Origin of the sequence: Microbacterium sp. J1-1 (genome assembly GCF_024498615.1) — a bacterium.
GTDB classification, from domain to species: Bacteria; Actinomycetota; Actinomycetes; order Actinomycetales; family Microbacteriaceae; genus Microbacterium; species Microbacterium aurugineum.
Window position 1 is genome coordinate 2,421,089 of the sequence record NZ_CP089590.1, and the last position, 22,752, is coordinate 2,443,840.

25 protein-coding genes are annotated in these 22,752 nt (G+C 68.8%); 7 read left to right on the forward strand and 18 right to left on the reverse strand.

Features of this window, described 5'->3' with window-relative positions:
* Window positions 1–59: 59 nt before the first annotated feature.
* Window positions 60–704, reverse strand: a complete 645-nt coding sequence (infC, locus tag LRQ07_RS11610; RefSeq protein WP_081997100.1) for a translation initiation factor IF-3 — start codon at window positions 702–704, stop codon at window positions 60–62.
* 232 nt (window positions 705–936) lie between these two features.
* Between infC and LRQ07_RS11615 the strand changes: the two genes are divergently transcribed.
* On the forward strand, window positions 937–1,335 hold the full coding sequence (locus LRQ07_RS11615; RefSeq protein WP_047524328.1) for a DUF1844 domain-containing protein: 399 nt from the start codon (window positions 937–939) through the stop codon (window positions 1,333–1,335).
* Between the two features lie 28 nt (window positions 1,336–1,363).
* Here the strand turns inward: LRQ07_RS11615 and LRQ07_RS11620 are convergent, their stop codons facing one another.
* From LRQ07_RS11620 to LRQ07_RS11645, 6 genes are all read right to left on the reverse strand, one after another.
* The gene (locus LRQ07_RS11620) at window positions 1,364–2,161 is read right to left on the reverse strand and encodes an SseB family protein (RefSeq protein WP_256534701.1); all 798 of its coding nucleotides are present in this window, start codon (window positions 2,159–2,161) and stop codon (window positions 1,364–1,366) included.
* Entirely contained in the window at window positions 2,145–2,891 is a 747-nt protein-coding gene (gene priA, locus LRQ07_RS11625; RefSeq protein ID WP_047524326.1) for a bifunctional 1-(5-phosphoribosyl)-5-((5-phosphoribosylamino)methylideneamino)imidazole-4-carboxamide isomerase/phosphoribosylanthranilate isomerase PriA, read from the reverse strand. Before priA ends, LRQ07_RS11620 begins: the two co-directional genes overlap by 17 nt.
* Window positions 2,892–2,994: 103 nt before the next feature.
* On the reverse strand, window positions 2,995–3,630 hold the full coding sequence (hisH, locus tag LRQ07_RS11630) for an imidazole glycerol phosphate synthase subunit HisH (protein ID WP_047524325.1): 636 nt from the start codon (window positions 3,628–3,630) through the stop codon (window positions 2,995–2,997).
* Entirely contained in the window at window positions 3,627–4,244 is a 618-nt protein-coding gene (gene hisB, locus LRQ07_RS11635; RefSeq protein WP_047524324.1) for an imidazoleglycerol-phosphate dehydratase HisB, read from the reverse strand. The genes hisH and hisB overlap by 4 nt, the downstream gene beginning before the upstream one ends.
* The gene (locus LRQ07_RS11640) at window positions 4,241–5,335 is read right to left on the reverse strand and encodes a histidinol-phosphate transaminase (RefSeq protein WP_197055679.1); all 1,095 of its coding nucleotides are present in this window, start codon (window positions 5,333–5,335) and stop codon (window positions 4,241–4,243) included. Before LRQ07_RS11640 ends, hisB begins: the two co-directional genes overlap by 4 nt.
* Before the next feature lie 44 nt (window positions 5,336–5,379).
* A complete protein-coding gene (locus LRQ07_RS11645) occupies window positions 5,380–5,748 on the reverse strand; it encodes a LysM peptidoglycan-binding domain-containing protein (protein ID WP_134351672.1) in 369 nt (122 codons plus the stop codon).
* Between the two features lie 287 nt (window positions 5,749–6,035).
* On the opposite strand from LRQ07_RS11645, the gene lexA reads away from it, so the two are divergent.
* A complete protein-coding gene (lexA, locus tag LRQ07_RS11650; protein WP_047524321.1) occupies window positions 6,036–6,722 on the forward strand; it encodes a transcriptional repressor LexA in 687 nt (228 codons plus the stop codon).
* Between the two features lie 145 nt (window positions 6,723–6,867).
* On the opposite strand, the gene metE is transcribed toward lexA, so the two are convergent.
* Together metE and LRQ07_RS11660 are read right to left on the reverse strand one after the other, a co-directional pair.
* On the reverse strand, window positions 6,868–9,177 hold the full coding sequence (gene metE / locus LRQ07_RS11655) for a 5-methyltetrahydropteroyltriglutamate--homocysteine S-methyltransferase (protein ID WP_256534702.1): 2,310 nt from the start codon (window positions 9,175–9,177) through the stop codon (window positions 6,868–6,870).
* Between the two features lie 21 nt (window positions 9,178–9,198).
* Complete coding sequence (locus LRQ07_RS11660; protein WP_232763646.1) at window positions 9,199–10,146, reverse strand: methylenetetrahydrofolate reductase; 948 nt, start codon at window positions 10,144–10,146, stop codon at window positions 9,199–9,201.
* Between the two features lie 190 nt (window positions 10,147–10,336).
* Between LRQ07_RS11660 and LRQ07_RS11665 the strand changes: the two genes are divergently transcribed.
* Window positions 10,337–12,202, forward strand: coding sequence for a S9 family peptidase (locus LRQ07_RS11665; RefSeq protein WP_256534703.1), 1,866 nt, complete (start codon window positions 10,337–10,339; stop codon window positions 12,200–12,202).
* A 10-nt stretch (window positions 12,203–12,212) separates the two neighbouring features.
* On the opposite strand, the gene smpB is transcribed toward LRQ07_RS11665, so the two are convergent.
* The 3 genes from smpB to ftsE form a co-directional block, all read right to left on the reverse strand.
* Window positions 12,213–12,689 carry an SsrA-binding protein SmpB gene (gene smpB / locus LRQ07_RS11670; protein ID WP_047524317.1) on the reverse strand — a complete coding sequence of 159 codons (477 nt, stop codon included), beginning with the start codon at window positions 12,687–12,689 and terminating at the stop codon, window positions 12,213–12,215.
* Between the two features lie 63 nt (window positions 12,690–12,752).
* Window positions 12,753–13,667 (reverse strand): permease-like cell division protein FtsX, encoded by a 915-nt coding sequence (ftsX, locus tag LRQ07_RS11675; protein WP_047524316.1) that lies wholly within the window; start codon window positions 13,665–13,667, stop codon window positions 12,753–12,755.
* Complete coding sequence (gene ftsE / locus LRQ07_RS11680; protein ID WP_256534704.1) at window positions 13,664–14,761, reverse strand: cell division ATP-binding protein FtsE; 1,098 nt, start codon at window positions 14,759–14,761, stop codon at window positions 13,664–13,666. Before ftsE ends, ftsX begins: the two co-directional genes overlap by 4 nt.
* A 181-nt stretch (window positions 14,762–14,942) precedes the next feature.
* Between ftsE and LRQ07_RS11685 the strand changes: the two genes are divergently transcribed.
* Together LRQ07_RS11685 and LRQ07_RS11690 are read left to right on the forward strand one after the other, a co-directional pair.
* Window positions 14,943–15,857: a DUF2510 domain-containing protein gene (locus tag LRQ07_RS11685; protein ID WP_256534705.1), complete on the forward strand. Its 915-nt coding sequence runs from the start codon at window positions 14,943–14,945 to the stop codon at window positions 15,855–15,857.
* A gap of 25 nt (window positions 15,858–15,882) precedes the next feature.
* Entirely contained in the window at window positions 15,883–16,917 is a 1,035-nt protein-coding gene (locus LRQ07_RS11690; RefSeq protein ID WP_256534706.1) for a DUF2510 domain-containing protein, read from the forward strand.
* Window positions 16,918–16,983: 66 nt separating this feature from the next.
* Here LRQ07_RS11690 and prfB read toward each other — a convergent pair whose 3' ends face one another.
* The gene (prfB, locus tag LRQ07_RS11695; RefSeq protein WP_047524313.1) at window positions 16,984–18,093 is read right to left on the reverse strand and encodes a peptide chain release factor 2; all 1,110 of its coding nucleotides are present in this window, start codon (window positions 18,091–18,093) and stop codon (window positions 16,984–16,986) included.
* A gap of 119 nt (window positions 18,094–18,212) precedes the next feature.
* Between prfB and LRQ07_RS11700 the strand changes: the two genes are divergently transcribed.
* Complete coding sequence (locus LRQ07_RS11700; RefSeq protein WP_256536434.1) at window positions 18,213–19,463, forward strand: MFS transporter; 1,251 nt, start codon at window positions 18,213–18,215, stop codon at window positions 19,461–19,463.
* A gap of 29 nt (window positions 19,464–19,492) precedes the next feature.
* On the opposite strand, the gene LRQ07_RS11705 is transcribed toward LRQ07_RS11700, so the two are convergent.
* From LRQ07_RS11705 to LRQ07_RS11725, 5 genes are all read right to left on the reverse strand, one after another.
* Window positions 19,493–19,933: a hypothetical protein gene (locus tag LRQ07_RS11705; protein ID WP_256534707.1), complete on the reverse strand. Its 441-nt coding sequence runs from the start codon at window positions 19,931–19,933 to the stop codon at window positions 19,493–19,495.
* Window positions 19,930–20,385: a TadE family protein gene (locus LRQ07_RS11710; RefSeq protein WP_232763652.1), complete on the reverse strand. Its 456-nt coding sequence runs from the start codon at window positions 20,383–20,385 to the stop codon at window positions 19,930–19,932. The genes LRQ07_RS11705 and LRQ07_RS11710 overlap by 4 nt, the downstream gene beginning before the upstream one ends.
* Window positions 20,354–20,755, reverse strand: coding sequence for a TadE/TadG family type IV pilus assembly protein (locus LRQ07_RS11715; protein WP_131492645.1), 402 nt, complete (start codon window positions 20,753–20,755; stop codon window positions 20,354–20,356). The genes LRQ07_RS11710 and LRQ07_RS11715 overlap by 32 nt, the downstream gene beginning before the upstream one ends.
* A 1-nt stretch (window position 20,756) precedes the next feature.
* Window positions 20,757–20,936, reverse strand: a complete 180-nt coding sequence (locus LRQ07_RS11720; protein WP_256534708.1) for a hypothetical protein — start codon at window positions 20,934–20,936, stop codon at window positions 20,757–20,759.
* A gap of 95 nt (window positions 20,937–21,031) precedes the next feature.
* A complete protein-coding gene (locus LRQ07_RS11725) occupies window positions 21,032–21,490 on the reverse strand; it encodes a GbsR/MarR family transcriptional regulator (protein WP_232763653.1) in 459 nt (152 codons plus the stop codon).
* Between the two features lie 113 nt (window positions 21,491–21,603).
* Between LRQ07_RS11725 and LRQ07_RS11730 the strand changes: the two genes are divergently transcribed.
* Window positions 21,604–22,749, forward strand: a complete 1,146-nt coding sequence (locus tag LRQ07_RS11730; RefSeq protein WP_256534709.1) for an FAD-dependent oxidoreductase — start codon at window positions 21,604–21,606, stop codon at window positions 22,747–22,749.
* Window positions 22,750–22,752: the final 3 nt, after the last annotated feature.

The following is a 22,752-nucleotide window of genomic DNA, read 5'->3' on the forward strand; positions in this document are numbered from 1 at the left end:
TATGGCGCCTTCTCAGGCGACGGTGTCAACCCGCGGTGCGGGAGTTCTGGGGGCGGGAGCTACTCCGCCGGAGCTGCGGCCGGGGCGTCGGCCTTCGCGTCGCGAGCAGCCTGCTTCTTGTCGGCGCGCTGAGCATCGCGGACGGCGTTCTGCTCCTGCTTGGCCTCCGACTTGCTCTTGAGCGGCGCGACGACCATGACCATGTTGCGACCGTCGATGGTCGGGTTCGACTCGACGGTGCCGAACTCGGCCACGTCTTCGGCGAACTTGCGCAGCAGACGCACACCCTGCTCGGGACGCGACTGCTCGCGACCGCGGAACAGGATCATGGCCTTGACCTTGTCGCCCGCCTTGAGGAAGCCCTCGGCGCGCTTGAGCTTGGTCGTGTAGTCGTGAGCCTCGATCTTCAGACGGAAGCGGACTTCCTTGAGGATCGTGTTCGCCTGGTTGCGGCGAGCTTCCTTTTCCTTCTGGGCGGCCTCGTACTTGAACTTGCCGTAGTCCATGATCTTGACGACGGGCGGCTTCGAGTTCGGGGCGACCTCGACGAGGTCGAGATCGGCTTCCTGTGCGAGGCGCAGCGCGGCCTCGATGCGGACGACGCCGATCTGCTCACCCGCGGGGCCGACGAGGCGGACCTCGGGGACGCGGATGCGCTCATTGGTACGGGGATCGCTGATGCGGAACTCCTTAGACGATGTGATTCGGCCACCGTGACGCTCTCTGCATCACGGGCGAAATCGGAATCGTCCCCGCCCACCGGCATTCAGACGCCGGCTCCGCACCCTGTCTACCGGGTCCGTCTTTGCGAACGGAGCCGGTGGAGTGCAAGACCCGGTAGCCTTGAACGGCAAGCGCGGGTGGGAAGTGAATCCTCTTTCGATCCGGAGCATGACGCTCCGGAGCCCGCCAAAGTCTAACAGAAAGCAAGGCGAAGTGACGAACCAGGCATCGGACGAGGCTGCACGCGAGCGCGAAGAGCGCTGGGCACGTCAGGAGGAGGCCGCGTCGTCGGCCACCCGAGACATCGCCGACGTCCCCGCTGTCGAGGTGATCACCACTGCGGCCGTGCACCTGATGAGCGCGGCTGCCGTCAAACTCGGCCTCGCCGACGACCCGGATGCGGCAGCCCAGCTCGACCTCGACGAGGCGCGCAAGCTCATCAACGCCCTCGCCGGACTCATCACCGCCGGCGCCCCCGAGATCAGCGACATGCACGCACGCTCGCTGCGCGACGGTCTCCGCTCGCTTCAGCTCGCCTTCCGCGAGGCCTCCTCCATCCCGGACCCGATCGGCAAGGGACCCGGCGAGAAGTGGACCGGTCCGGTCAACTGACAGCCGGAACGCAAGCGAGACGCGACGCTCAGGCGCTGCGGCGGAGCTTCACGGTCAGCGAGTCGGCGAGCACGGCGATGCGGTCATCGGACGCCCAGCGCTGGGCGAGGCGGGCGAGAACAGCATCGAGCACCTCGCGCTCGAGCCCATCGACCAGTTCGAGGATCACGACCAACTCCGGACCACGCAGGCGCGCGTCGGGGTCGCCGGCAGCGACGGCCACATCGATCACCGCCAGCTCGTGCGCGACGCTCTCCTGCAGCGCGGAGACCACCTCGGTCGAGAGGAAGCTCGGCACCCAGGGGTGCCCCTGAGCGATCGCCCAGACGGCGGGGCGCCGGAAGACGAACTCGGTCTCGGAGGTCGGGTCGAGCACGATCAGATCGGTGTCTTCGGCGGAAGCCGCCAAGGCGGCACGGAGCGCCTCGACCGGGATCGGTCGCGCCGTGGCATCCCACGCCTGCATCGTCTCGACGGACGAGAACACCGGCTGCACTCGACGCCCATCGGGAGCGGCAACCGTGACGATCGAGAGCTCCTGCGTCTTGTCGACCGGCAGGCCGTTGGGCGCGACGCCCTCCTCACCCTTCTCGGCGATGAGCGGGATCAGCACGCGCGCGGAACGGAACGCGTCGACGACCTCGACCTGACTCCCCTCCCCCGCACGGAAGCGGAGCAGAGCGGCCAGCAGGGCGGGGTCCGCGGAGCCGTCGTCCGCCGCGTGGGGGTTCGACTCGAAGCTGCGCCCCTCCCAGGGGACACCGGCGGAGTCGCCGTGGTTGTGCGACTCGGGCCCGCAGGAGTGCGCGTCAGTCTCCTGCGACATCCAGGGCCTCAGCCAGTGTGAAGGCGCCGGCGTAGAGTGCCTTGCCGACGATCGCACCCTCGACGCCCAGCGGCACGAGCGCACGGAGCGCGGCGATGTCATCGAGGTTCGAGATGCCTCCGGATGCGACGACCGGCTTCGGCGTGCGGGCGGTGACCTCGCGCAGCAGTTCGAGGTTCGGACCGCGAAGCGTGCCGTCCTTCGTCACGTCCGTGACCACGTAGCGGCTGCAGCCGGCGTCTTCGAGACGACCGAGGACCTCCCAGAGGTCTCCGCCCTCTTTGGTCCACCCGCGGGCGGCGAGCGTCGTGCCGCGCACGTCGAGGCCGACCGCGATCGCCTCGCCGTAGCGGCCGATCACGTCGGCGGCCCACTCGGGGTTCTCGAGCGCGGCGGTGCCCAGGTTGATCCTAGCGGCCCCGCTCTCGAGAGCCGCTTCCAGGGTCGCATCGTCACGGATGCCGCCGGACAGCTCGATGTCCACACCCTTGAACTGCTTGATGACCTTGCGCAGGATCGGCGCGTTGCTCCCCCGACCGAACGCCGCATCGAGGTCGACGAGGTGGATCCACTTGGCGCCCTGCGCCGCCCACTCACCCGCCGCGTCCAACGGGTCGCCGTAGCTGGTCTCGGTCCCGGCCTCCCCCTGGGTCAGCCGGACGGCCTTGCCACCGGCGACATCGACCGCGGGAAGGAGCGTGAGCGAGGGAGACTGCGCGAAGTCGTTCATGGATTCCTTGGTTCGGGAAGCTCTGCGGCCCGGAGCGGGCACGAGAACCGAGGGTAGTCCGCCCGAGGGCGGGTGACAAAACGGATGACGTCCACGGGAGGAGTCAGAGGCTGCCGATCCAATTGCGCAGCAGTTGGATGCCCGCTTCGCCCGACTTCTCCGGGTGGAACTGCGTGGCCGAGAGTGGGCCGTTCTCGACGGCGGCGAGGAACGGATCGCCGTACGTCGTCCAGGTGAGGACCGGCTGCGGGAAGGGCGGGATCACATCGAGCTCCCACGACTGTGCGGCGTAGGAATGCACGAAGTAGAACCGCTCCTTCTCGAGTCCGCGGAACAGGACGCTGTCCGCGCCGGGCTCGACCGTGTTCCACCCCATGTGCGGGAGCACGGGAGCGTTCAGTTCGGTGACTGCCCCCGGCCATTCGCCGAGCCCCGCGGTGTCGTGTCCGCGCTCGACACCGTGCTCGAACAGCACCTGCATGCCGACACAGATCCCCAGCACCGGTCGCCCACCGGCCAACCGCCGGTCGATGATCTCGTCGCCGCCGTGGGTACGCAGTGCCTCACGGACGGCCTGGAACGCACCGACGCCGGGGACGAGCAGTCCGTCGGCCTCGAGAGCCGTCTGACGGTCTCGGGTCAGCACCGCATCCGCGCCGGCCTCGGCCAGTGCCTTCACCGCGGAGTGGACGTTGCCGGAGTCGTAATCGAAGACGGCGACGCGGGGCGCGCTGCTCACAGCGCACCCTTGGTCGACGGGATGCCGTCGACCAGCGGGTCCAGAGCCTTGGCCTGGCGGAAGGCGCGTGCGAAGGCCTTGTACTCGGCCTCGGCGATGTGGTGCGGGTCGCGCCCGCCGAGGACGCGCACGTGCACCGTGAGTGCGGCGTTGAAGGTGATGGCCTCGAACGAGTGGCGCACGAGAGACCCGGTGAAGTGTCCACCGATCAGGTGGTGCTCGAACCCGGCCGGCTCGCCGGTGTGCACGAGGTACGGACGCCCGGAGATGTCGACGACCGCCTGCGCGAGGGCTTCATCGAGGGGCACGAGCGCATCGCCGTACCTCGAGATGCCCGACTTGTCGCCGAGCGCTTCGAGGATGGCTTGTCCGAGCACGATCGACACGTCTTCGACGGTGTGGTGCGCGTCGATGTCCGTGTCGCCCGAGGCCCGTACCGTCAGGTCGGTGAGCGAGTGCTTCGCGAAGGCGGTGAGCATGTGGTCGAAGAACGGCACCGAAGTGTCGATACGGCTCGCACCGGTCCCGTCGAGGTTCAGTTCGAGCTCGACGGTGGACTCCGACGTGCTGCGCACACGGCTGGCGGTGCGCGGGGTCAGTGCGGGGCTGCTCATGATGCCGATCCTATCGAGGCCAAGGCGTCGAGGAATGCGGTGGTCTCGGACTCGGTTCCTGCGCTCACCCGGAGGTGCCCGGGGATGCCGACGTCACGCACCAGCACACCACGGTCGTACAGCTGCTGCCAGGTCGCGCGCGGGTCGGCGACTCCTCCGAACAGGACGAAGTTCGACCACGTCTCGTGCGGCGTGTAGCCGAGGGCCTCCAGGGTCGCAGTGATCCTGTCGCGCTGCTCGACGATCTCCTCGACCATGCCGAGCATCACGTCGGCGTTGCGCAGCGCAGCAACGGCGGCGGCCTGTGTGAGCGCGCTGAGGTGATACGGCAGTCGGACCAGGCGGAGGGCGTCGATGAAAGCAGGATCGGCCGCGAGATAGCCCACCCGCGCGCCCGCGAACGCGAATGCCTTGCTCATGGTGCGGGAGATCGCGAGCCGAGGCCGCCCTTCGAGGAGCGTGAGCGCGGAGAGCGCGTCGTGCGGAGCGAACTCCTGGTACGCCTCGTCGACGATGACGACGCCGCGCGCAGCGTCGTAGACGGCTTCGACGACATCGAGACCGAGAGGCGTCCCGGTCGGATTGTTCGGCGAGCAGAGGATGACCACATCGGGATCAGCGGCGCGTACCTGCGCGGCCGCATCCTCGGGCGTGATCGAGTAGTCGGGCTCCCGGGTGCCGGCAATCCACCGTGCCCCCGTTCCCTGCGCGATGAGCGGATACATCGAGTACGTGGGCGCGAACCCGAAGGCGGTGCGCCCGGGTCCTCCGAACGCCTGCAGGATGTGCTGCAGCACCTCGTTGGATCCGTTGCCCGCCCAGATCTGGTCGGCGGTGAGCCCATGACCGAGGTAATCCGCGAACGCCTCGCGAAGCGTCGTGAACTCCCGGTCCGGATACCGGTTCACATCGCGGATCGCCACCGCGATGTCGTCGAGGATGTCACTCGCGACCGCCTCCGGGATCGGATGAGTGTTCTCGTTGACATTGAGAGCGACCGGGAGAGGGGCCTGCGGGGCACCGTACGGCTTCAGCCCGCGAAGGTCGTCACGGAGCGGCAGATCGTGGAGGGAGAGCGTCACCCTTCCCATGCTAGGCCGCCGGTCGGGCGGATGACGCACATCCCGGTGAGGGCTCAGTCCACGTACTGCGCCGGGATCGCGAGCTCCTGACCGATCTGGAGCTCGCCACCACGGAGCACGTTCATCCGGCTGATCTCTCCGATGACGACACGCGGGTCGGCGTTCGGCGCGACCGAGGTGGCGATCGACCACAGGGTGTCCCCGGGCAGGACCGTCAGCGTCTCGACACTCGCGGCGGGAGCATCGACACCGGAGGCGATGGCGCTGCCACCGCTGAGTGCCGCGAAAGCGATTCCGATCGCCAGCGGCACCGAGGCGAGAGCCAGCAGCACACCGCGACCCCGTGCCGTCAGCCGCAGTCGCGTGTGGGGGCGTGCGGGTGCCGGGAGGATCGTTGCGGTGCTGACGCTGATGCTGCTCATGTCGTGCTCCTTAGCCTGTCTCGGGGCGATGGGCCCGGAGGAAGTTGGCGTAGCGTTCGCATTCCCGTCTCGGCCGGGAGCCGTGAATGCGAAGCTACGTTCCGAAGATATCTTCGAGTTCGAACATCTGTCAAGTGTTCTTCGAAACCGGAAACGCGATTCGCCCGACACGCTCGAACAGATCTTCCAGATCGGACTGTTTCTCGGATACGGTTTCGATGAGAACACCACACCACGGGCCTCCGACATTCGAAGAGCGACGTCGGAACACGCACTTAAGGAGCACCATGAGCGAGTACTCAGCCCCCGAGTCGGAGGCACCGCGGACCCGCCGTCGCAAGAGCCTGAGCCCGAAGCAGATGGCGATCCTCGAGGTCATCCAGAATTCGATCGCCCACCACGGGTACCCGCCGAGCATGCGGGAGATCGGTGATGCCGTCGGCCTCAAGTCACTCTCGAGCGTGACGCACCAGCTCGGACAGCTCGAGCTCAGCGGCTACCTGCGCCGCGACCCCGGGAAGACGCGCGCGATGGAGGTCCTGATCGATCTGCCCGGTGCGAGCGGCGAGAACCCTGCCGATGTCGCGACCCCCGTGGGCGATGCCGCGCTCGTACCCCTGGTCGGGCGCATCGCCGCGGGTGTGCCGATCACGGCGGACCAGCAGGTGGAGGAGATCTTCCCCCTGCCACGCCAGCTGGTCGGCAAGGGCGACCTGTTCATGCTCAAGGTCTCCGGCGAGTCGATGATCGACGCCGCGATCTGCGATGGCGACTGGGTGGTCGTCCGCTCCCAGAACAATGCGGAGAACGGGGAGATCGTGGCCGCGATGCTCGACGGGGAGGCCACCGTCAAGGTCCTGCGCCGTCGCGACGGGCACACCTGGCTCCTGCCCCGCAACTCGTCTTTCGAGCCGATCCTCGGTGATGAGGCCGTCGTGCTCGGCAAGGTCGTGGCCGTGCTCCGAGCGGTCTGACGTGCCCCTCTGACCGTCGAGGCCCCCGCTGACCGTCGAGGCCCCCTCCCAGATACGTTTCTGAGAGGGGGCCTCGACGCTGGGCGGGGGTGTCGACCCGCTGCGGGGGTGTCGACCCTGCGCGGGGGTGTCGACCCGGGGTGGGCTACACCCGGACGCTCACGTCCTCACGCACCCGGCGCGTCGCCTCGACGATGTTGCGCAGCGAGGCGGTCGTCTCGTCGTAGCCGCGGGTCTTCAGGCCGCAGTCCGGGTTCACCCAGAGCTGACGTGTCGGGATCTCCTCCACCGCGCGACGCAGCAGCGACTCGACCTCCTCGACCGTGGGCACGCGCGGCGAATGGATGTCGTAGACGCCCGGACCGATGCCGTGGTCGAACCCGACCTCGGCGATGTCGGCGACGACCTCCATGCGACTGCGCGCCGCCTCGATCGAGGTCACGTCGGCATCGAGCGCCCGGATCGCATCGATCACGACACCGAACTCGGAGTAACAGAGGTGCGTGTGCACCTGGGTACCCGCAGCGGCACCACCGGTCGCGAGTCGGAACGAGTCGACGGACCAGCGGAGGTACGCGGGCTGGTCCGCCTTCTTCAGCGGCAGGAGTTCACGCAGCGCGGGCTCGTCGACCTGGATGATCGCGATGCCGGCAGCCTCCAGGTCCGCGATCTCATCGCGCAGCGCCAGCGCGACCTGGTTCGCGGTCTCACCGAGCGGCTGGTCGTCGCGTACGAACGACCAGGCGAGGATCGTCACGGGACCCGTGAGCATGCCCTTCAGGTGCTTGCTCGTCAACGACTGCGCGTAGGCGGACCATCCCACGGTGATCGGAGCCGGTCGCGAGACGTCGCCCCAGAGGATCGACGGACGTGTGGCCCGGGATCCGTACGACTGGACCCAGCCGTGCTCGGTCACGGCGAAGCCATCGAGGTTCTCGGCGAAGTACTGCACCATGTCGTTGCGCTCGGGCTCACCGTGGACCAGCACATCGAGCCCGAGGTCCTCCTGCAGAGAGACGACGCTGGCCACTTCGCGACGCAGGAAGTCGTCGTAGTCCTCGGCGGGGATCTCGCCACGCGTGAACCGGGCGCGCGCACGCCGGATGTCGCCGGTCTGCGGGAAGGAGCCGATCGTCGTCAACGGCAGCACGGGCAGGCCGAGCGCCTCCTGCGCGGTCTCACGCTCCTCGTACCCGACGCGGGAGAAGTCGGCCGTGCTGAGCGCGCGATCGCGGACGGCACCGTCACGAACGCCCGGTGCGGCGAGACGATCAGCCAGGGCCGCGGACGACGCGTCGAGCTCGGCGGCGATCGACGCGCGGCCGACGCTGAGTCCCCGTGCGAGCACACCGACCTGCTCGACCTTCTGGTCGGCGAACGCCAACCACGAGACCAGACGCTCGTCGAGCCGGGACTCGTCGGTCACATCGTGGGGCACATGCAGCAGCGACGTCGACGTCGACGCGGACACGGCCGCGCCGAGCGCACGGAGAGCCTCGAGCCGGTCGAACGCGTGCGCGAGGTCGCCGCGCCAGATGTTGTGCCCGTCGACCACCCCGCCGACGAGGGTCTTGCCCTCGAGCCCTGCAGCCGGGGCGGGCACGCCGCCGCGCACGAGGTCCACAGCGATCGCCTCGATCGGCGCGGCCGCGAGCACCGGGAAGACCTCACCGAGGTCGGCGTACGGGGCGGCGACGAGGATCGCGGGGCGTTGCGTTGCACGTCCGAGCACGTCCAGCGCTCGGGCGGCAGCATCCGCCAGCTGCGCAACGGATGCAGGGAGCGACTCGCTCACGAGCGCTGGCTCGTCGAGCTGCACCCACTCGGCTCCCTCGGCGCGAAGTCGCGCGAGCAACTCCACGTAGACCGGGAGGAGGTCATCGAGGCACGACAGCGGGTCGAAGCCCTGCGGGGCGTCATCCGAGGCCTTCGCCAGCGCGAGGAGGGTGACGGGGCCCACGATGACCGGTCGCGTGACCAGTCCCGCCTCGGCAGCCTCGGAGACCTGCCGGACGAGGCGGTCGCTGGAGAGCGAGAACACCGTCTCCGGGCCGATCTCCGGCACCAGGTAGTGATAGTTGGAGTCGAACCACTTGGTCATCTCGAGCGGCGCACGATCGCCCTCCCCGCGGGCGATCGTGAAGTAGGCGGGGAGTCCCACCGTGCCGTCGGCACCGCGGAGGTCCTCGAAGCGGGTCGGGATGGCCCCGACGGTCACGGCGGCATCGAGCACCTGGTCGTAGTACGAGAAGGACTCGGGGATCGCGGAGTCCTTGCGTCCAAGCCCCAACTCGGCGAGGCGCTCACGCGTCGATGCGCGCAGCTCACGGGTGGTCCGCTCGAGCTCCTCCTCGTCGATGCGGCCCGCCCAGAACGCCTCGACGGCCTTCTTGAGCTCACGGCGACGGCCGATCCGGGGATAGCCGAGGATGGTGCCCTCGGGGAATGCGGTCATGATCTTTCCTTTCGGCGGGGTCTAGTGACGCAGGGCCGGGAGGATCCCGGCTTCTGCGAGGACGGTGAGGACGGTCTCGTGTTGGTTGAAGGCGTAGAGGTGCACGCCCGGCGCTCCCCCGGCGACGACCTCGCGAGCGAGGCGTGCGGCCCACTCGATGCCGATCTCTCGACGACCCTCCGCGGTCGGCTCGACGTCGAGCGCGATGGCGAGCTCGCTCGGCAGGTCCTCCCCCGTGAGCTCGAGCACGCGTGTGAGCCGCGCCGGTGAGGTGATCGGCATGATGCCCGGCAGGATCGGGATCGTGACCCCGGCGCTGCGAGCCCGTTCGACGAACGCCAGGTAGTCGTCAGGGTGGAAGAAGAGCTGCGTGATCGCGAAGGTCGCCCCGGCGGCCTGCTTGGCGAGCAGCGCCTCCACATCCTGCGTGCGGTGCGTGGCCCGCGGATGCCCTTTCGGGAATGCGGCGACCGCGATGTTCACCTTGCGGCGGGGATCGACCCTCGCGGCACCGGGGAGTCCAGGGACGGGTGCCTCCTCGTAGGGAGCCCGTTCGGCCTGCACGCGGTCGATCAGCTGCACGAGCTGGGCCGCACTCTCCAGATCGCCGAGGTCGCCCTCGGTCTGCCCGGTGGGCGGGTCTCCGCGCAGGGCGAGGAAGCTGAGGATGCCGGCATCGAGGAACTCGCGGATCAGCGTCGCGGCGCCCGCGTAGCTGTTGCCGACGCAGGTCAGGTGCGCGAGTGGCTCGACGTCGGTCTGCGTGCGGATGAACCGGAGCACGTCGAGGGAGCGGCCACCGGTCGATCCGCCCGCCCCGTAGGTGACCGAGAGGAAGTCGGGCCCCGCGGCGGCGAGGCGTCGGACGGTGTCGTGCAGCGCTTCCTCGCTCGACGCCGAACGCGGTGGGTAGAGCTCGAAGGAGAACGGCACGCGAGGAGTGCCTGAGGTCTCGGTCTCGGAAGACATCTTCTCTCCTGGGGACAAGTCGGGCCGGGGGCCGCGCACGACACAGAGGACGTCGTTCGCGGGCGGGTGCCGGGCTCGGCTGTCGCTCCACGCTCCGGGGCGAACCGGGGCGTTTCCAGAAACCTAGATCACCCTGTCGGGTCGCCGCACGTGTGTGACGCCGTGTGTCATCGGCCCATAGGCTCGAAGCATGTCGTCCCCTTACGGTTCCTGGCCCTCGCCCTTCTCCGCCGCATCCGTGGCGGTCTCGTCCCCGCGCATCGACGGCGCCCGCTTCGTCGGCTCCGAGATCTGGTGGGGGGAATCCGTCCCGTCCGAGAAGGGGCGCGTGACGGTGCGGAGTTCGTCCGGGGACGAGATCCTTCCCGCCCCCTGGAGCGCACGTTCGCGGGTGCACGAGTACGGGGGCGGCGCATGGACAGCCGATCGCCAGGGCACGCTCTACTTCGTCGATGCGGATGATCAGCGGGTGCGTCGACTCGTCCCTGGCACCGAGCCTGTCCCCCTCACCCCGCAGGGCGCGGCGCACGGAGGCCTGCGGGTGCAGGCCGGGCGTCTGCTGGCCGTGCGTGAAGACCTGTCGACGACCCCGCACACCCGATCGATCATCGAGATCCCGGTCGACGGTTCGGCGGCGGACGACGCGAGCGCGATCCGGGTGATCCGGGAGAGTGAGGGCTTCGTCGCCCATCCGGCGCTCTCCCCCGACGGCAAGCGGATCGCCTGGGTCGAGTGGGACACCGGCCGGATGCCGTGGGAAGAGGCACATGCTCGGATCGTCGCTCTCCCCGCAGGCGACGTGCACACCGTGCCCTCGCGAGCGGCTCTGCAACCGGAGTGGCTCGGCGACGCGGAACTGGTGTTCGCCGATGACTCCGCCGGCCGATGGGGGCTGCACCGCGTCGCTCTCGACGGCGACGTCCCGGGCGCCGAGCCGCAGCCGCTCGCACCGGCGGATGCCGACACGGGCTACGGGCTCTGGGTGCTCGGCAACCGCTGGTACCAGCCGCTGAACGACGGGCGGATCGTGGCCGTGCGGACGAACGGCCGTGACCTGGTGGTCGTGATCGATGCGGATGGCGCCGCACGTCCGATCGATGTCCCCGCGGACGGGCATGTCAGCGTGGACGACGCCGAGGGCACCCGGGTGCTGCTCTCCGGGAACGGCTCACACGTCACACCGGGCCTGTGGGTCGTCGACGTCGACTCCGGAGAGACCGTCACGGTGCGCGGCGGGGAGCCCGTGGACGCCCGGTGGATGCCGCGCGCGGTGCCGATCGAGGTCGATGGTGCGCATGGTGAGGTGCACGCCTTCGCGTATCCTCCCGCGAACCCGGATGCGAGCGCACCCGACGACGAGCTCCCGCCGTACATCGTGCTCGTGCACGGGGGGCCGACGGCGCACGTCTCCGGCGCCTCCTCGACGGCGATCGCCTACTACACGAGCCGGGGCATCGGCGTGCTCGACGTGAACTACGGCGGATCCACGGGCTACGGCCGGGCCTACCGCGAGCGTCTGAACGGGCGATGGGGCGTCGTCGACGTCGATGACGTGATCTCCGCAGCCCGAGGTCTCGCGGACGCGGGACTCGCCGACCCCGCCCGCATCGCCATCCGCGGAGGGTCGGCCGGAGGCTGGACGGTCCTGTCGGCGCTGGTCCGTGGCGGGGCGTTCGCCGCGGGGATCAGCCGCTACGGCGTGGCGGATCTGCGGCTGCTGGCCGCGGAGACCCATGACTTCGAAGCGACATACCTCGACGGACTCGTCGGCCCCCTCCCCGAATACGAAGACGTGTACATCGAGCGTTCGCCGCTGACCCACGCCGACCGCATCGACGTTCCGGTGCTTCTCCTCCAGGGCGGCGAGGACCGCGTGGTCCCGCCGTCGCAGTCGGAGTCGATCCGCGATGCCCTGGCGGCGCGCGGCGTCGATCACGAGTACGTGCTGTACCCGAGCGAGGGCCACGGTTTCCGCAGTGCGGAGACGATCGTCGACTCCCTCGAACGCGAACTCGCGTTCCTCGGCCGGGTGTTCGGGTTCGAACCGCGCCGCTGAGGGCGGGGCGCTACTCCCCCACGCGGTTGCGCAGGCGCATCGCGCGCTCGGCCTCGCGCGTGTCCTGACGCTCTCGCAGGGTCTGACGCTTGTCGTACTCGCGCTTGCCCTTCGCGAGGGCGATCTCGACCTTCGCGCGGCCGTCCGAGAAGTAGAGCTTCAGAGGGATCAGCGTGTATCCGCCCGCCGAAACCGCGTGCGCGATCTTCGCGATCTCCTCGCGATGCAGCAGCAGCTTGCGGACGCGCTTCGCCGAGTGATTGGTCCAGTGCCCCTGCGAGTACTCCGGGATGTGCACTGAATCGAGGAAGACCTCATTCCCCTTGACGAACGCGTAGCCATCGCTGAGGTTGGCGCGTCCCTGACGCAGCGACTTCACCTCGGTGCCGGTGAGCACCATCCCCGCCTCGTACGACTTCTCGATCGTGTAGTCGTGACGTGCGCGACGATTGGTCGCGACGACCTTCTCTCCGCGTTCCCTGGGCATGATGCTCTCCTGTTGCCGTGATGAGCTCGATCGATCTTTCCGGCCGAGCAGCCTTTCAGGCTATCAGGTACGGAGCCAGCGGCGGATCGCGAACCCGGCGGACAGAGCAGCCAGCACCACCCCGATGCCGATCAGCACGGGCACGACGAGCACCGCATCCTGCATCGTCACCCAGGTCGTGATGAAGGGGACCCGACCTCTCAGGTAGCCCTCGACGCCGAAGTGCATACCGGCGACGACCGCAGCGCTGGCGAGCGCCGAGCCGAGGAACGCCGCGAACACGCCCTCCAGGACGAAGGGTGTCTGGATGAATCGGTTCGAGGCACCGACCAGACGCATGATCCCGATCTCCTTCCGTCGGGCGTACGCCGACAGCCGGATGGTCGTGCCGATCAACAGCGTCGCAGCGATGAGCATCAGCACGGCGATGCCGACCGCGATGTAGGTGGCGACGGTCAGTGCTGAGAACAGCGGATCGAGATACTGCAGCTGATCCGTGACCTGTTCGACCCCCGCCTGGCCGCTGAAGGCTTCGGCGAGCACCTGTGACTGGCCCGGATCCTTCATCGTGACGAAGAACACCTCGAACGCCTGGTCCGGCGTGAGAACGCTCGCCTGCTCCGCGCCGAGCTGGTCGACGAGCTTGGCGTAGGTCTCTTCCTTCGTGTCGAAGGTGATGGAGCTGATCAGCGGCGCCAAGGCCTCGCCCTCGAGCTGGGCGCGGACCGCGGCGACCTGCTCCTCGCTGGCCGCACCATCGATACAGGTCTCCGACTCGGACACCTCCGAGCACATGTACACGGCGACCTGGGCGCGCTCGGCCCAGTACCCGCGCATGACACCGATCTGCCCCTGCATCAGGATCGCTGCGCCGACGAAGGTCAGCGACACGAAGGTCACGAGAACGACGGAGATCACCATCGAGATGTTCCGCCGGAGGCCGCCCAGGGCCTCGGCGAGGATGAGTCCGATTCTCATGAGGTCGGGCCCACTTCCTCGTCGTCTTCGTCGGAGAGGCCGAGGCGGTCGGCGACTCCGAGCTCTGCGACATCGACATTCGGGAGGGTGATCGGATGCGTGCGGGGCCGGTTGACGGCGGGCGGCTCGACCACGGCGGGCGGTTCGACGATCCGCGCGGCCTCGGGCGTGAAGGCCTGCTCCGGAGGTTCGACGGTCTGCGGAGGCTCGACCGTCCGCAGGGACGGCTCGGCTTCGACATCCGGGCCCCGGTCCGCGGCCGCGGTCCGCTGCGCGGCGAGCTCCTCGGCGAGGGCAGCGCGCACCACCGAGAGGTCGGCCGTCTGGCGCTGCACCTCCTGCACCGCGGTGAGGGCGGCGGCCGCAGCGGCACCGCGCACCTCCTCCGGCACGAGGCGCGGGATGTTCGAGGTGTCGCCGTAGCCGCCGTGCACCTCGTCGCGCACCATCTCCCCGTCGCGCAACTCGATCACGCGACGCTGCATCTGGTCGACGAAGCCGGCCTCGTGCGTGGCCATCAGCACGGTGGTCCCTCCCGCGTTGATGCGGGCGAGGAGCTGCATGATGTCGACGGAGGTCGCGGGGTCGAGATTGCCGGTGGGCTCGTCGGCCAGCAGCACCTGGGGGCGGTTCACCAGAGCGCGGGCGATCGCGACGCGCTGCTGCTCCCCACCGGACAGCTCGTGCGGCATGCGCTTCTGCTTGCCGTCGAGTCCGACGAGAGCGAGTGCCTCCGGTACGGCCTGCTGTATGAATCCTCGAGAGGATCCGGTGACCTGCAGCGTGAAAGCCACGTTCTGATACACGGTCTTCGAAGGGAGGAGGCGGAAGTCCTGGAACACCGAGCCGATGTGGCGCCGGAAGTACGGCACCTTGCGGTTGGCGAGCGAGCGGAGATCACGACCGAGGACCGCGACGCGGCCCGAGGTCGGCACGTCTTCACGCAGGATGAGGCGCAGACAGGAGGATTTCCCGGACCCCGAGGCACCGACGAGGAAGACGAACTCCCCGCGCTGCACTTCGAAGTCGACACCGGAGAGAGCGGGCTTCGTCGTCCCTCTGTAGCGCTTGGTGACGTTCTCGAACCGAATCATGGCGATTCGAGCCTAAGCGCGCCCCTCCGGCTGGTCGCGAGCGACACCCCGCACACCGTGTCCCTGTGCGCACGAAATGGGGACTATTCCCCATCCGGAGGCCTCACCCCGGTCACCGCCCACTGCTATACATGAAGGGGTCGCCGCACCAGGGAGCGATCGCATTCATCGAGGGGGAATCATGACCACGACACCAGCAGGCTGGTACGACGACGGATCCGGACGCCAGCGCTGGTGGGACGGCCAGCAGTGGACCGAGCACTTCGCTCCCGAGGCTGCGGCTTCGGTCGAGTCCGAGGCCCCCGCTGCGGCTGAGACTCCGTCAGCCCCCGAGGTCCCCGCCTCCGAAGCCCCCGCCGCCGAGGTCCCCGCCGCCGATGTTCCGGAATACGGCTCCCCGGCTCAGCCGGCCGCCGGTTACCCGGGTTCCGCCCCGACCTACCCTGCGGGGTACACGACGTCGCCGTCGGGCTACCCCGCCGCTTCGCCGTACGCTCAGCCCGGCCAAGACGCTCCGAAGAAGATCTCGATCCTCGGACTCGTCGGCCTCGGCCTCGCCGCCATCGGAACGATCCTCGCCTTCATCCCCCTGATCGGATTCTTCGGGTTCATCCTGCTCGGTGCCGGCTTCATCGTCTCGCTGATCTCGCTGTTCCTGAAGGGCAAGAAGTGGCCCGGCATCGCGGGCCTGATCCTCGCCGTCGTCGGCACGATCATCGGCGTCGTGATGTTCTTCGTGTTCGTCTTCGCGGTCGCGCAGACGGCGAGCGAAGAGATCGACAACCTCCCGAGCACCTCCCCGTCGATCGAGGCGACCGACCCGGGCGAGACGGACGGTGCCGACGACGGCACCCGCCCGACCACGTCCGAGGTGGCGGCAGGGCTGACGGCGATCCTCATGCTGGACGGCACCGAGGGGTACACCGAGGAGCAGGTCCTGTGCCTCGCCGACCTGCTCGTCGTCTCCGACCTCGACAACGACACGCTGCGTGCGATCGCCGAGAGCGACGGCACTCTGACGGATCTCGACGCGATCAACGGTCTGGCCGAGGTCCTCGGGGACACCGAGGCCATCACCGCCTGCTTCGTCTCCTGAGACACCACGACAGCGGGAGCGCGAGATGACTACGCCTGCGGGGTGGTACGACGACGGTTCGGGGAACCAGCGGTGGTGGGACGGACAGCAATGGACCGAGCACGTCGTGGCCGCTCCCCCGCGGCCCGCCGAGCCCGCTCCCGCTCCCGAGCCCGCTCCCGCTCCCGAGCCCGCTCCCGCTCCCGAGCCTGCTCCCGAAGGTGATCCCGTCCCGGCCACACCGGAACCTGCTCCGTTCGCTCCGCCGTACATGATGGCGCCTGCGGATCCGACACCCGTCGCGGGCCCGACCATGACCGGCTATCCGGGCGCTTCCGGCGTCGTCGGTGATCCGTGGGCGGTCCCGGCCGCTCCCCCTGCCGCGACCGGGACGCCGGTGCTCGGCATCATCGGCCTGGTGACGGTGGTCGTCGGCGTGATCGGCGCCTGCGTCCCCGTGATCGCGATCGCGGGCTGGAGCCTGCTCGCCATCGGGTTCATCCTGTCGCTCATCTCGCTCTTCCTGCGGGCTCGGAAGTGGCCGGGCATCACCGGGATGGTGGTGGCGGCGATCGGCGCCGTCCTCGCGGTCGCCGTGTCGCTCGTCCTGCTGGGAGTCGCGTCCGCAGCGGGAGGAGCCGGCTCTCCGAGCGGAGCCCCGGGCGAGCGCCCGTCGACGGACGACGGTTCGAGCGCCATCGAGGGTGCCGAGATGGTGAGCTTCGCCGATCTCCGCGTGGGCGACTGCCTGCCGTTCGTCGACTACTCCGACGAAGAGGGGAACATCTACGAACTCCCCGTGGTGCCCTGCGCCGACCCCCACACGGACGAGGTCTTCTTCATCTACGACCTCGAAGGCGAGGAATTCCCCGGTGACGGCGCCCTCCAAGACCAGGCATGGGATGGCTGCCTGTCGGAATTCGAGGCCTACGTGGGCACGTCCTACATGGATTCGGTTCTCGACTACTACACGTATCAGCCGACGGAGTCGTCGTGGGTCCGTGGCGACGACCGCACCGTGCACTGCATCCTCTACAGCTATGAGGACGTGACCGGCACGCTGAAAGATGCCGCGTACTGACTCCTGCGCTGTCGCCGAGACAAGAAGAACGGCCCCGGGATCACTCCGGGGCCGTTCTTCTTTGTCTCAGTCCTCGATCTTGCGCTTGCGCCAGCGGATGCCCGCCGAGATGAAGTCATCGAGATCGCCGTCGAACACGGCGGCCGGGTTCCCGGACTCCTGTCCGGTGCGGAGGTCTTTCACCAGCTGCTGTCCGTAGAGAAAGTAGGAGCGCATCTGGTCTCCCCAGCTCGCGGTGATGTTGCCGGCGAGTTCCTTCTTCTTCGCTGCTTCCTGCTCCTTCTGGAGCAGCAGGAGCCGCGTCTGCAGCACGCGCATGGCGGCTGCCCGGTTCTGGATCTGCGACTTCTCGTTCTGCATCGACACGACGATGCCGGTCGGAAGGTGGGTGAGGCGCACCGCGGAGTCGGTCGTGTTGACCGACTGTCCGCCGGGGCCGGACGAGCGGAAGACGTCGACACGGATGTCGCTCTCGGGGATGTCGACCTCGGTCGCCTCCTCCATGAGCGGGATGACCTCGACCGCGGCGAACGACGTCTGGCGCTTGTCGGCGGATCCGAACGGACTGATACGCGCGAGGCGGTGCGTGCCGGCTTCGACCGAGATGGTTCCGAAGGCGTAGGGCGCATCGATCTCGAAGGTGGCGGACTTGATGCCCGCACCCTCCGCGTACGACGTGTCCATCACCTTGACGGGGTATTTGTGGCGCTCTGCCCAGCGCAGGTACATGCGCATCAGCATCTCGGCGAAGTCGGTGGCGTCGTCGCCCCCCGCGCCGGAGCGGATCGTGATGATCGCTGCCCGGTCGTCGTACTCGCCATCGAGGAGCGTCTGCACCTCGAGCTGGTTGATCAGGTCGGTGAGTGCCGCGAGCTCGGTGCGCGCCTCCTGCGCGGAATCCTCGTCGTCCATCTCGTTGGCGAGACCCACGAGCACCTCGAGGTCGTCGAGGCGCTGCGCGATGCCGGTGATGCGGGCGAGCTCGGACTGACGGTGGCTGAGCGCGCTGGTCACCTTCTGCGCGTTGTCGGTGTCGTCCCAGAGGTCGGGGGCACCGGCCTCTTCGCTGAGACGCGCGATGTCGTCGCGGAGACGGGAGACATCGACGACCTCGCTGATGTCGCCGAAGGTGTGCCTGAGCGCCTGGATTTCGGCGGAGAGATCTAGTTCGAGCATGACACCTCAGCCTAACGTGCCGTCTGCCCACGCGGGGACCGGGTCCAGGAGCACCTCCCTGCGGGGAGTAGCGTGAGGGCGTGAGCAGTGCATCGACGGTCCTTCGGCAGTTCGGACCGATGGTGTATCTGCCGACGGTCCTCTTCGCCCTCGGCGAGGGCGCCGTGATCCCGCTCATCCCGGTACTGGCAGCCGCCATGGGCGCCGACGTCGCTTTCGCGGCCCTCGTCGCCTCCGCGCTCGTCATCGGCCAGCTCTGCGGAAACCTCCCTGCCGGATGGGCGGTCGGGCGCATCGGCGAGCGGTTCACGATGGTGATCGCCGGCGTGATCGCGATCCTGGCGGCCGTGGGAATGGTCTTCGCGCCGACGCTCGGCGTGCTGGCGGCCTCGGTCTTCGTCCTGGGCGTGTGCGCGGCCGCATTCGGCCTGGCCCGTCACGCGTTCATGACGACCAGGGTCCCGGTCGCCTTCCGCGCGCGCTCGCTCTCGCTGCTCGGCGGCAGCTTCCGCCTCGGCATCTTCATCGGCCCGTTCGTGGCAGCGGGTCTCCTGCAGCTGTTCGGCACCGAGAGCGCCGCGATCTGGTTCTTCCTGGGCTGCCTCGTGGTGATGGTGCTTCTCGTGCTCTTCGGCCCCGATCCGGAGAAGACGACACCGCCCGCTCCGCTCACCCCGGCCGAGCGTTCCATGGAGGACTCCGGCGAGGCGGTGAGCGGATCCATCCCGACCGTCGAGCGCACGGGCATCTTCCAGACCATGTGGCGACAGCGCGCGGTGCTCGGCCGTCTCGGACTCGCCGCGGCGTCGCTGTCGGCAGTGCGCTCCGCCCGGCAGGTCGTCCTCCCGCTGTGGGGGCTCTCCCTGGGGCTGGACGCCTCGACGATCGCCCTCGTGGTCGGCGTCTCCGGGGCGATCGACTTCGCGCTCTTCTACGCCAGTGGGCAGGTGATGGACCGATTCGGACGACTGTGGGCGGCGATGCCCGCGATGGTGCTCATGGGCGCCGGCTTCCTCGCGCTGTCGTTCACGCACGAGCTCGATGCGGCGGTGCTGTGGTTCGGGATGTTCGCCGCGGTGCTCGGCGTCGGCAACGGCCTGTCGAGCGGGATCCTGCTCACCCTCGGTGCGGATGTCGCCCCGAAGCGCGAGCCCGCCGCCTTCCTCGGATCCTGGCGCACGCTCACCGACGCCGGAGGTGCGATCGCGCCGCTGTTGGTGTCGGCGATCACCGCTTTCTCGGCGCTCCCCTTCGCGGCCGCAGCGATGGGCGTCATCGGCCTCGTCGGGGCAGCCGGATTCCTGCGGTGGATCCCGAAGTTCATACCCAGATCGCGCCCGGAGCCCGGAGCCGAACCGAACCACGGCTGACTCCCTCCGCAGTCGATCCACTCCCGGCCTCACCACAGGGCCGTGCGGCTCGTGGCCGTGGACTCCAAACGCACACCGTCCGGGACGAAGGGCGACAGCAAGGGCGGACGCCAGTCGACGCCGACCGTCACACGTGCCGACACCCCATCGGGTGTTCCCGCCGCGACGAGGTCCGTCGCGCCCGGCACCCCCTCGACCAGGGCTGCCGCTTGCTCCTCGACCCCGGTATCCGTCAACTCGGCGCGGACGCCGTCGGCCGTCACCGCGAGGATGAAGCCATCCGCCCCGGCGAGCGCCGCCGAGTCCGCGAAGGCGTCCAGCCGCTTCTGCGCGATGTAGAGATCCGTCGCGCAGACGCAGACGTAGATCACCACGAGCGCGAGGAGCACGTAGCCGAGCGTCAGCAGGAGGACGCTGCCCTCGTCCTGCCCCGGCACCGCTGTGTCCGTTGACCGGACGGCGCGCGTCATCGCGCACCCCACAGCCGCGACACCTTCTGCGCCGAAGTGGCCTGGACGGCGACCGCGGTGGAACGGTCGAGCCCGAAGAGCTCCGGCACGAGGGGCAACCGCACCCGGGTGCTGACGGTGACGAAGACGGTCGCTCCCGACGATGGGCATTCGACGCCCGACGGAGTGCATGTCAGCGTCACGTCCACCGCGTCGGCATCCAGACCGTACTCGTCGATCACCCCACGGAGCACCACATCTCCGCGTTCAGTCGCGGATGCGGCGTCCGGAGCCCGCGCGATGACGCGCGCCATGTGCCTCGCCGCCGCTTCTGCGCCGAGCGTCTGCTCCTGGATGCCGCCGAGCGCGATCACGAGGTAGACCATCGGCACCAGGAGGATGACGCCGACCGCGATGAACTCGAGCGCCGCTGATCCTTCCTCACCGGCCACCGAACGTCTCCACGGGTGCATGGGCCTCCACCTCCATCGCGAACGGGATTCCGATCAGGCCCAGCAGGGGGAAGGTCGAGCGCACTCGCACGTCGACGGTTTCTTCCTCCGGGAGCCCCGAGGTGCCGATCCGGATGTCCTCGGCATATCCCGCGCCGATCGCACGCGTGATCACCTCGCGGGTGCGCTCGACTCCTTCGGCCGGACTCGTGTCGGCGAGAGCAGCGTGATACGCGCCTTCGACGGCTGCATCGTGGACCACGTTTCGCACATAGACGGCGAGCGCGAGTTGGAGGACGGCGAGTGTGAGCGCCGTGAGCAGCGTTCCCACCAGCAGGAACTCCACCGGGCTCGAACCGCGCTCATCCGCGAACCGGGGCCCCTCCGCCATGTCAGAGCCCCGACACCCGTTGGATCGCCTGTTCGAACAGCGCGGTCAGCGCGGGTCCTGCGACCGCCCAGATCAGCGCCACCAGGCCGGCTGTCATCAGTGTCACGAGCACCCAACCGGGGACGTCACCGGATTCGTCGGCCGACAGAGCGCGGAAGAACGAGCGCAGGCGTGTGATCATACGGTCAGTCTGCCCGGGGTGAGATCACCCGCGCGGAAGTTATCCACAGCCCGCAGGACGCGGCCGTCCGCGCCTCCCCTGCCAGAGAGCTCGCGTCAGTCGTTCCGCTCCTGCCAGCGGTGCAGCAGAGCGGGAATCTCGCCCCGCAGGAATTCATAGAACGCGTGCATCTGCGCAAGGCGCTGATGCGCCGGATCATCGTCACCGGTGACGGAGACGCCTTCCGAAGCGACCTGGAGCATGGCGTCGATGATCGTGTTCTGGCCGGTGAACAGGGTCGCCCAGGCATCGTCGCGAAGTCGGAAGTGCTCCCGGCGACTCCCGGGAGCGGGCAGACGCTCGATGAGCCCCACCGAGAGCAGCGACTTGATCGCACTGGAGACCGCGCCGGCGCTGGCATCCAACCGCTCGACGATCTCACCCGCTGTGACCGTCTCCTGGTCGGTGAACAGGAAGACGGCGAGCGTGCGCGCAGCCATCCGCTGCATCCCGCCCTCGGTCAATGTCAGCGCCAAGCGTTCGGCGGTCTGCCACTGCGTGTGCCTGTCGGTCATCTCACCCTCCAGGCAGCACGATATCAAATATCATGACTGTTCAATAATTCCTGAAACTTCGATACTGTCGGAAGCGCGTCATCTCGACCACGACGCGAGGAAGGACGACACCCATGCGCGCAGTCATCATCGGAGCCGGCATCGCCGGACTCTCCACCGCCCTCCGCCTGCACCAGGCCGGGTGGGAGACTCTCCTCGTCGAACGCGCACCCGCACGCCGCGACGGGGGCTATGCCGTGACCTTCGGCGGCATCGGGTATGACGCCGCGGAGCGAATCGGCATCCTGAGCGATCTCCAGGCCCGCTCGTTCGAGACCACGGAGCTCAGCTATCACCGGTCCGACGGCTCACGCCTCTTCGCTCTGGATCGCGCCACGATCGCTGCCACCACCGGCGCGCGCTCCTTGACGATCCTGCGGGGCGACCTCGAGTCGGTCCTGTACGAAAGGGTCCGGGATCACACGACCATCCGCTTCGGCACCACGCTCACCTCCTTCGAGCAGGACGACCGAGAGGTCCGCGTCGCACTGGCCGACGGCACCGTCGAGACAGCCGATCTGCTGATCGGCGCGGATGGGTTGCACTCGGCCACCCGCACCCTGCTGTTCGGGCCGGAGGAGGACTTCCTCGTCGACCTGCAACACAAGATCGCCGTGTCCATGCTCGATCGGCGCCCCGCGTCCATCGCACCGGGCACCACGGGCACGCACTCCTCGCGCGGTCGCACCGTCGCCGTCATCAGTGCCGGCGACGGTCGCACCGTTGCCTTCTTCGGCTACCGCGCCGATCATGCGCGCCCGGGCGCCGACGTGCACGCCGAGCTGAGACGCATCTACGGCGATCTCGGTTGGATCGTCCCCGAAGTACTCACCGGCCTCCAGGAAGCCGACTCCGTCTACTTCGACACCGTCAGCCAAGTGGTGGTGCCGTCCTGGAGCAAGGGTCGAGTCGCGCTCCTCGGCGACTCCGCGTGGTGCGTCACGCTGTTCGCCGGCTACGGCTCATCTCTGGCCGTGGGCGGAGCGGACCGGCTCGTCACAGAGCTCACCGCCAGACCTGACGACATCCCGGCCGCGCTGCAGGCATGGGAGACGGCGATCCGCCCCGAAGCGGAACGCAAGCAGAGGCTCGGACGACGGGTCAAAGGAATCTACGCCCCCGCCCATCCCCTGTCCCTCTGGCTGAGCATGCTGCCCCTCCGCCTCGCCTCCTTCCCTCTCGTCCGCAGCTACATGACGCGGCGGTACATCAAGGGCTGAGGC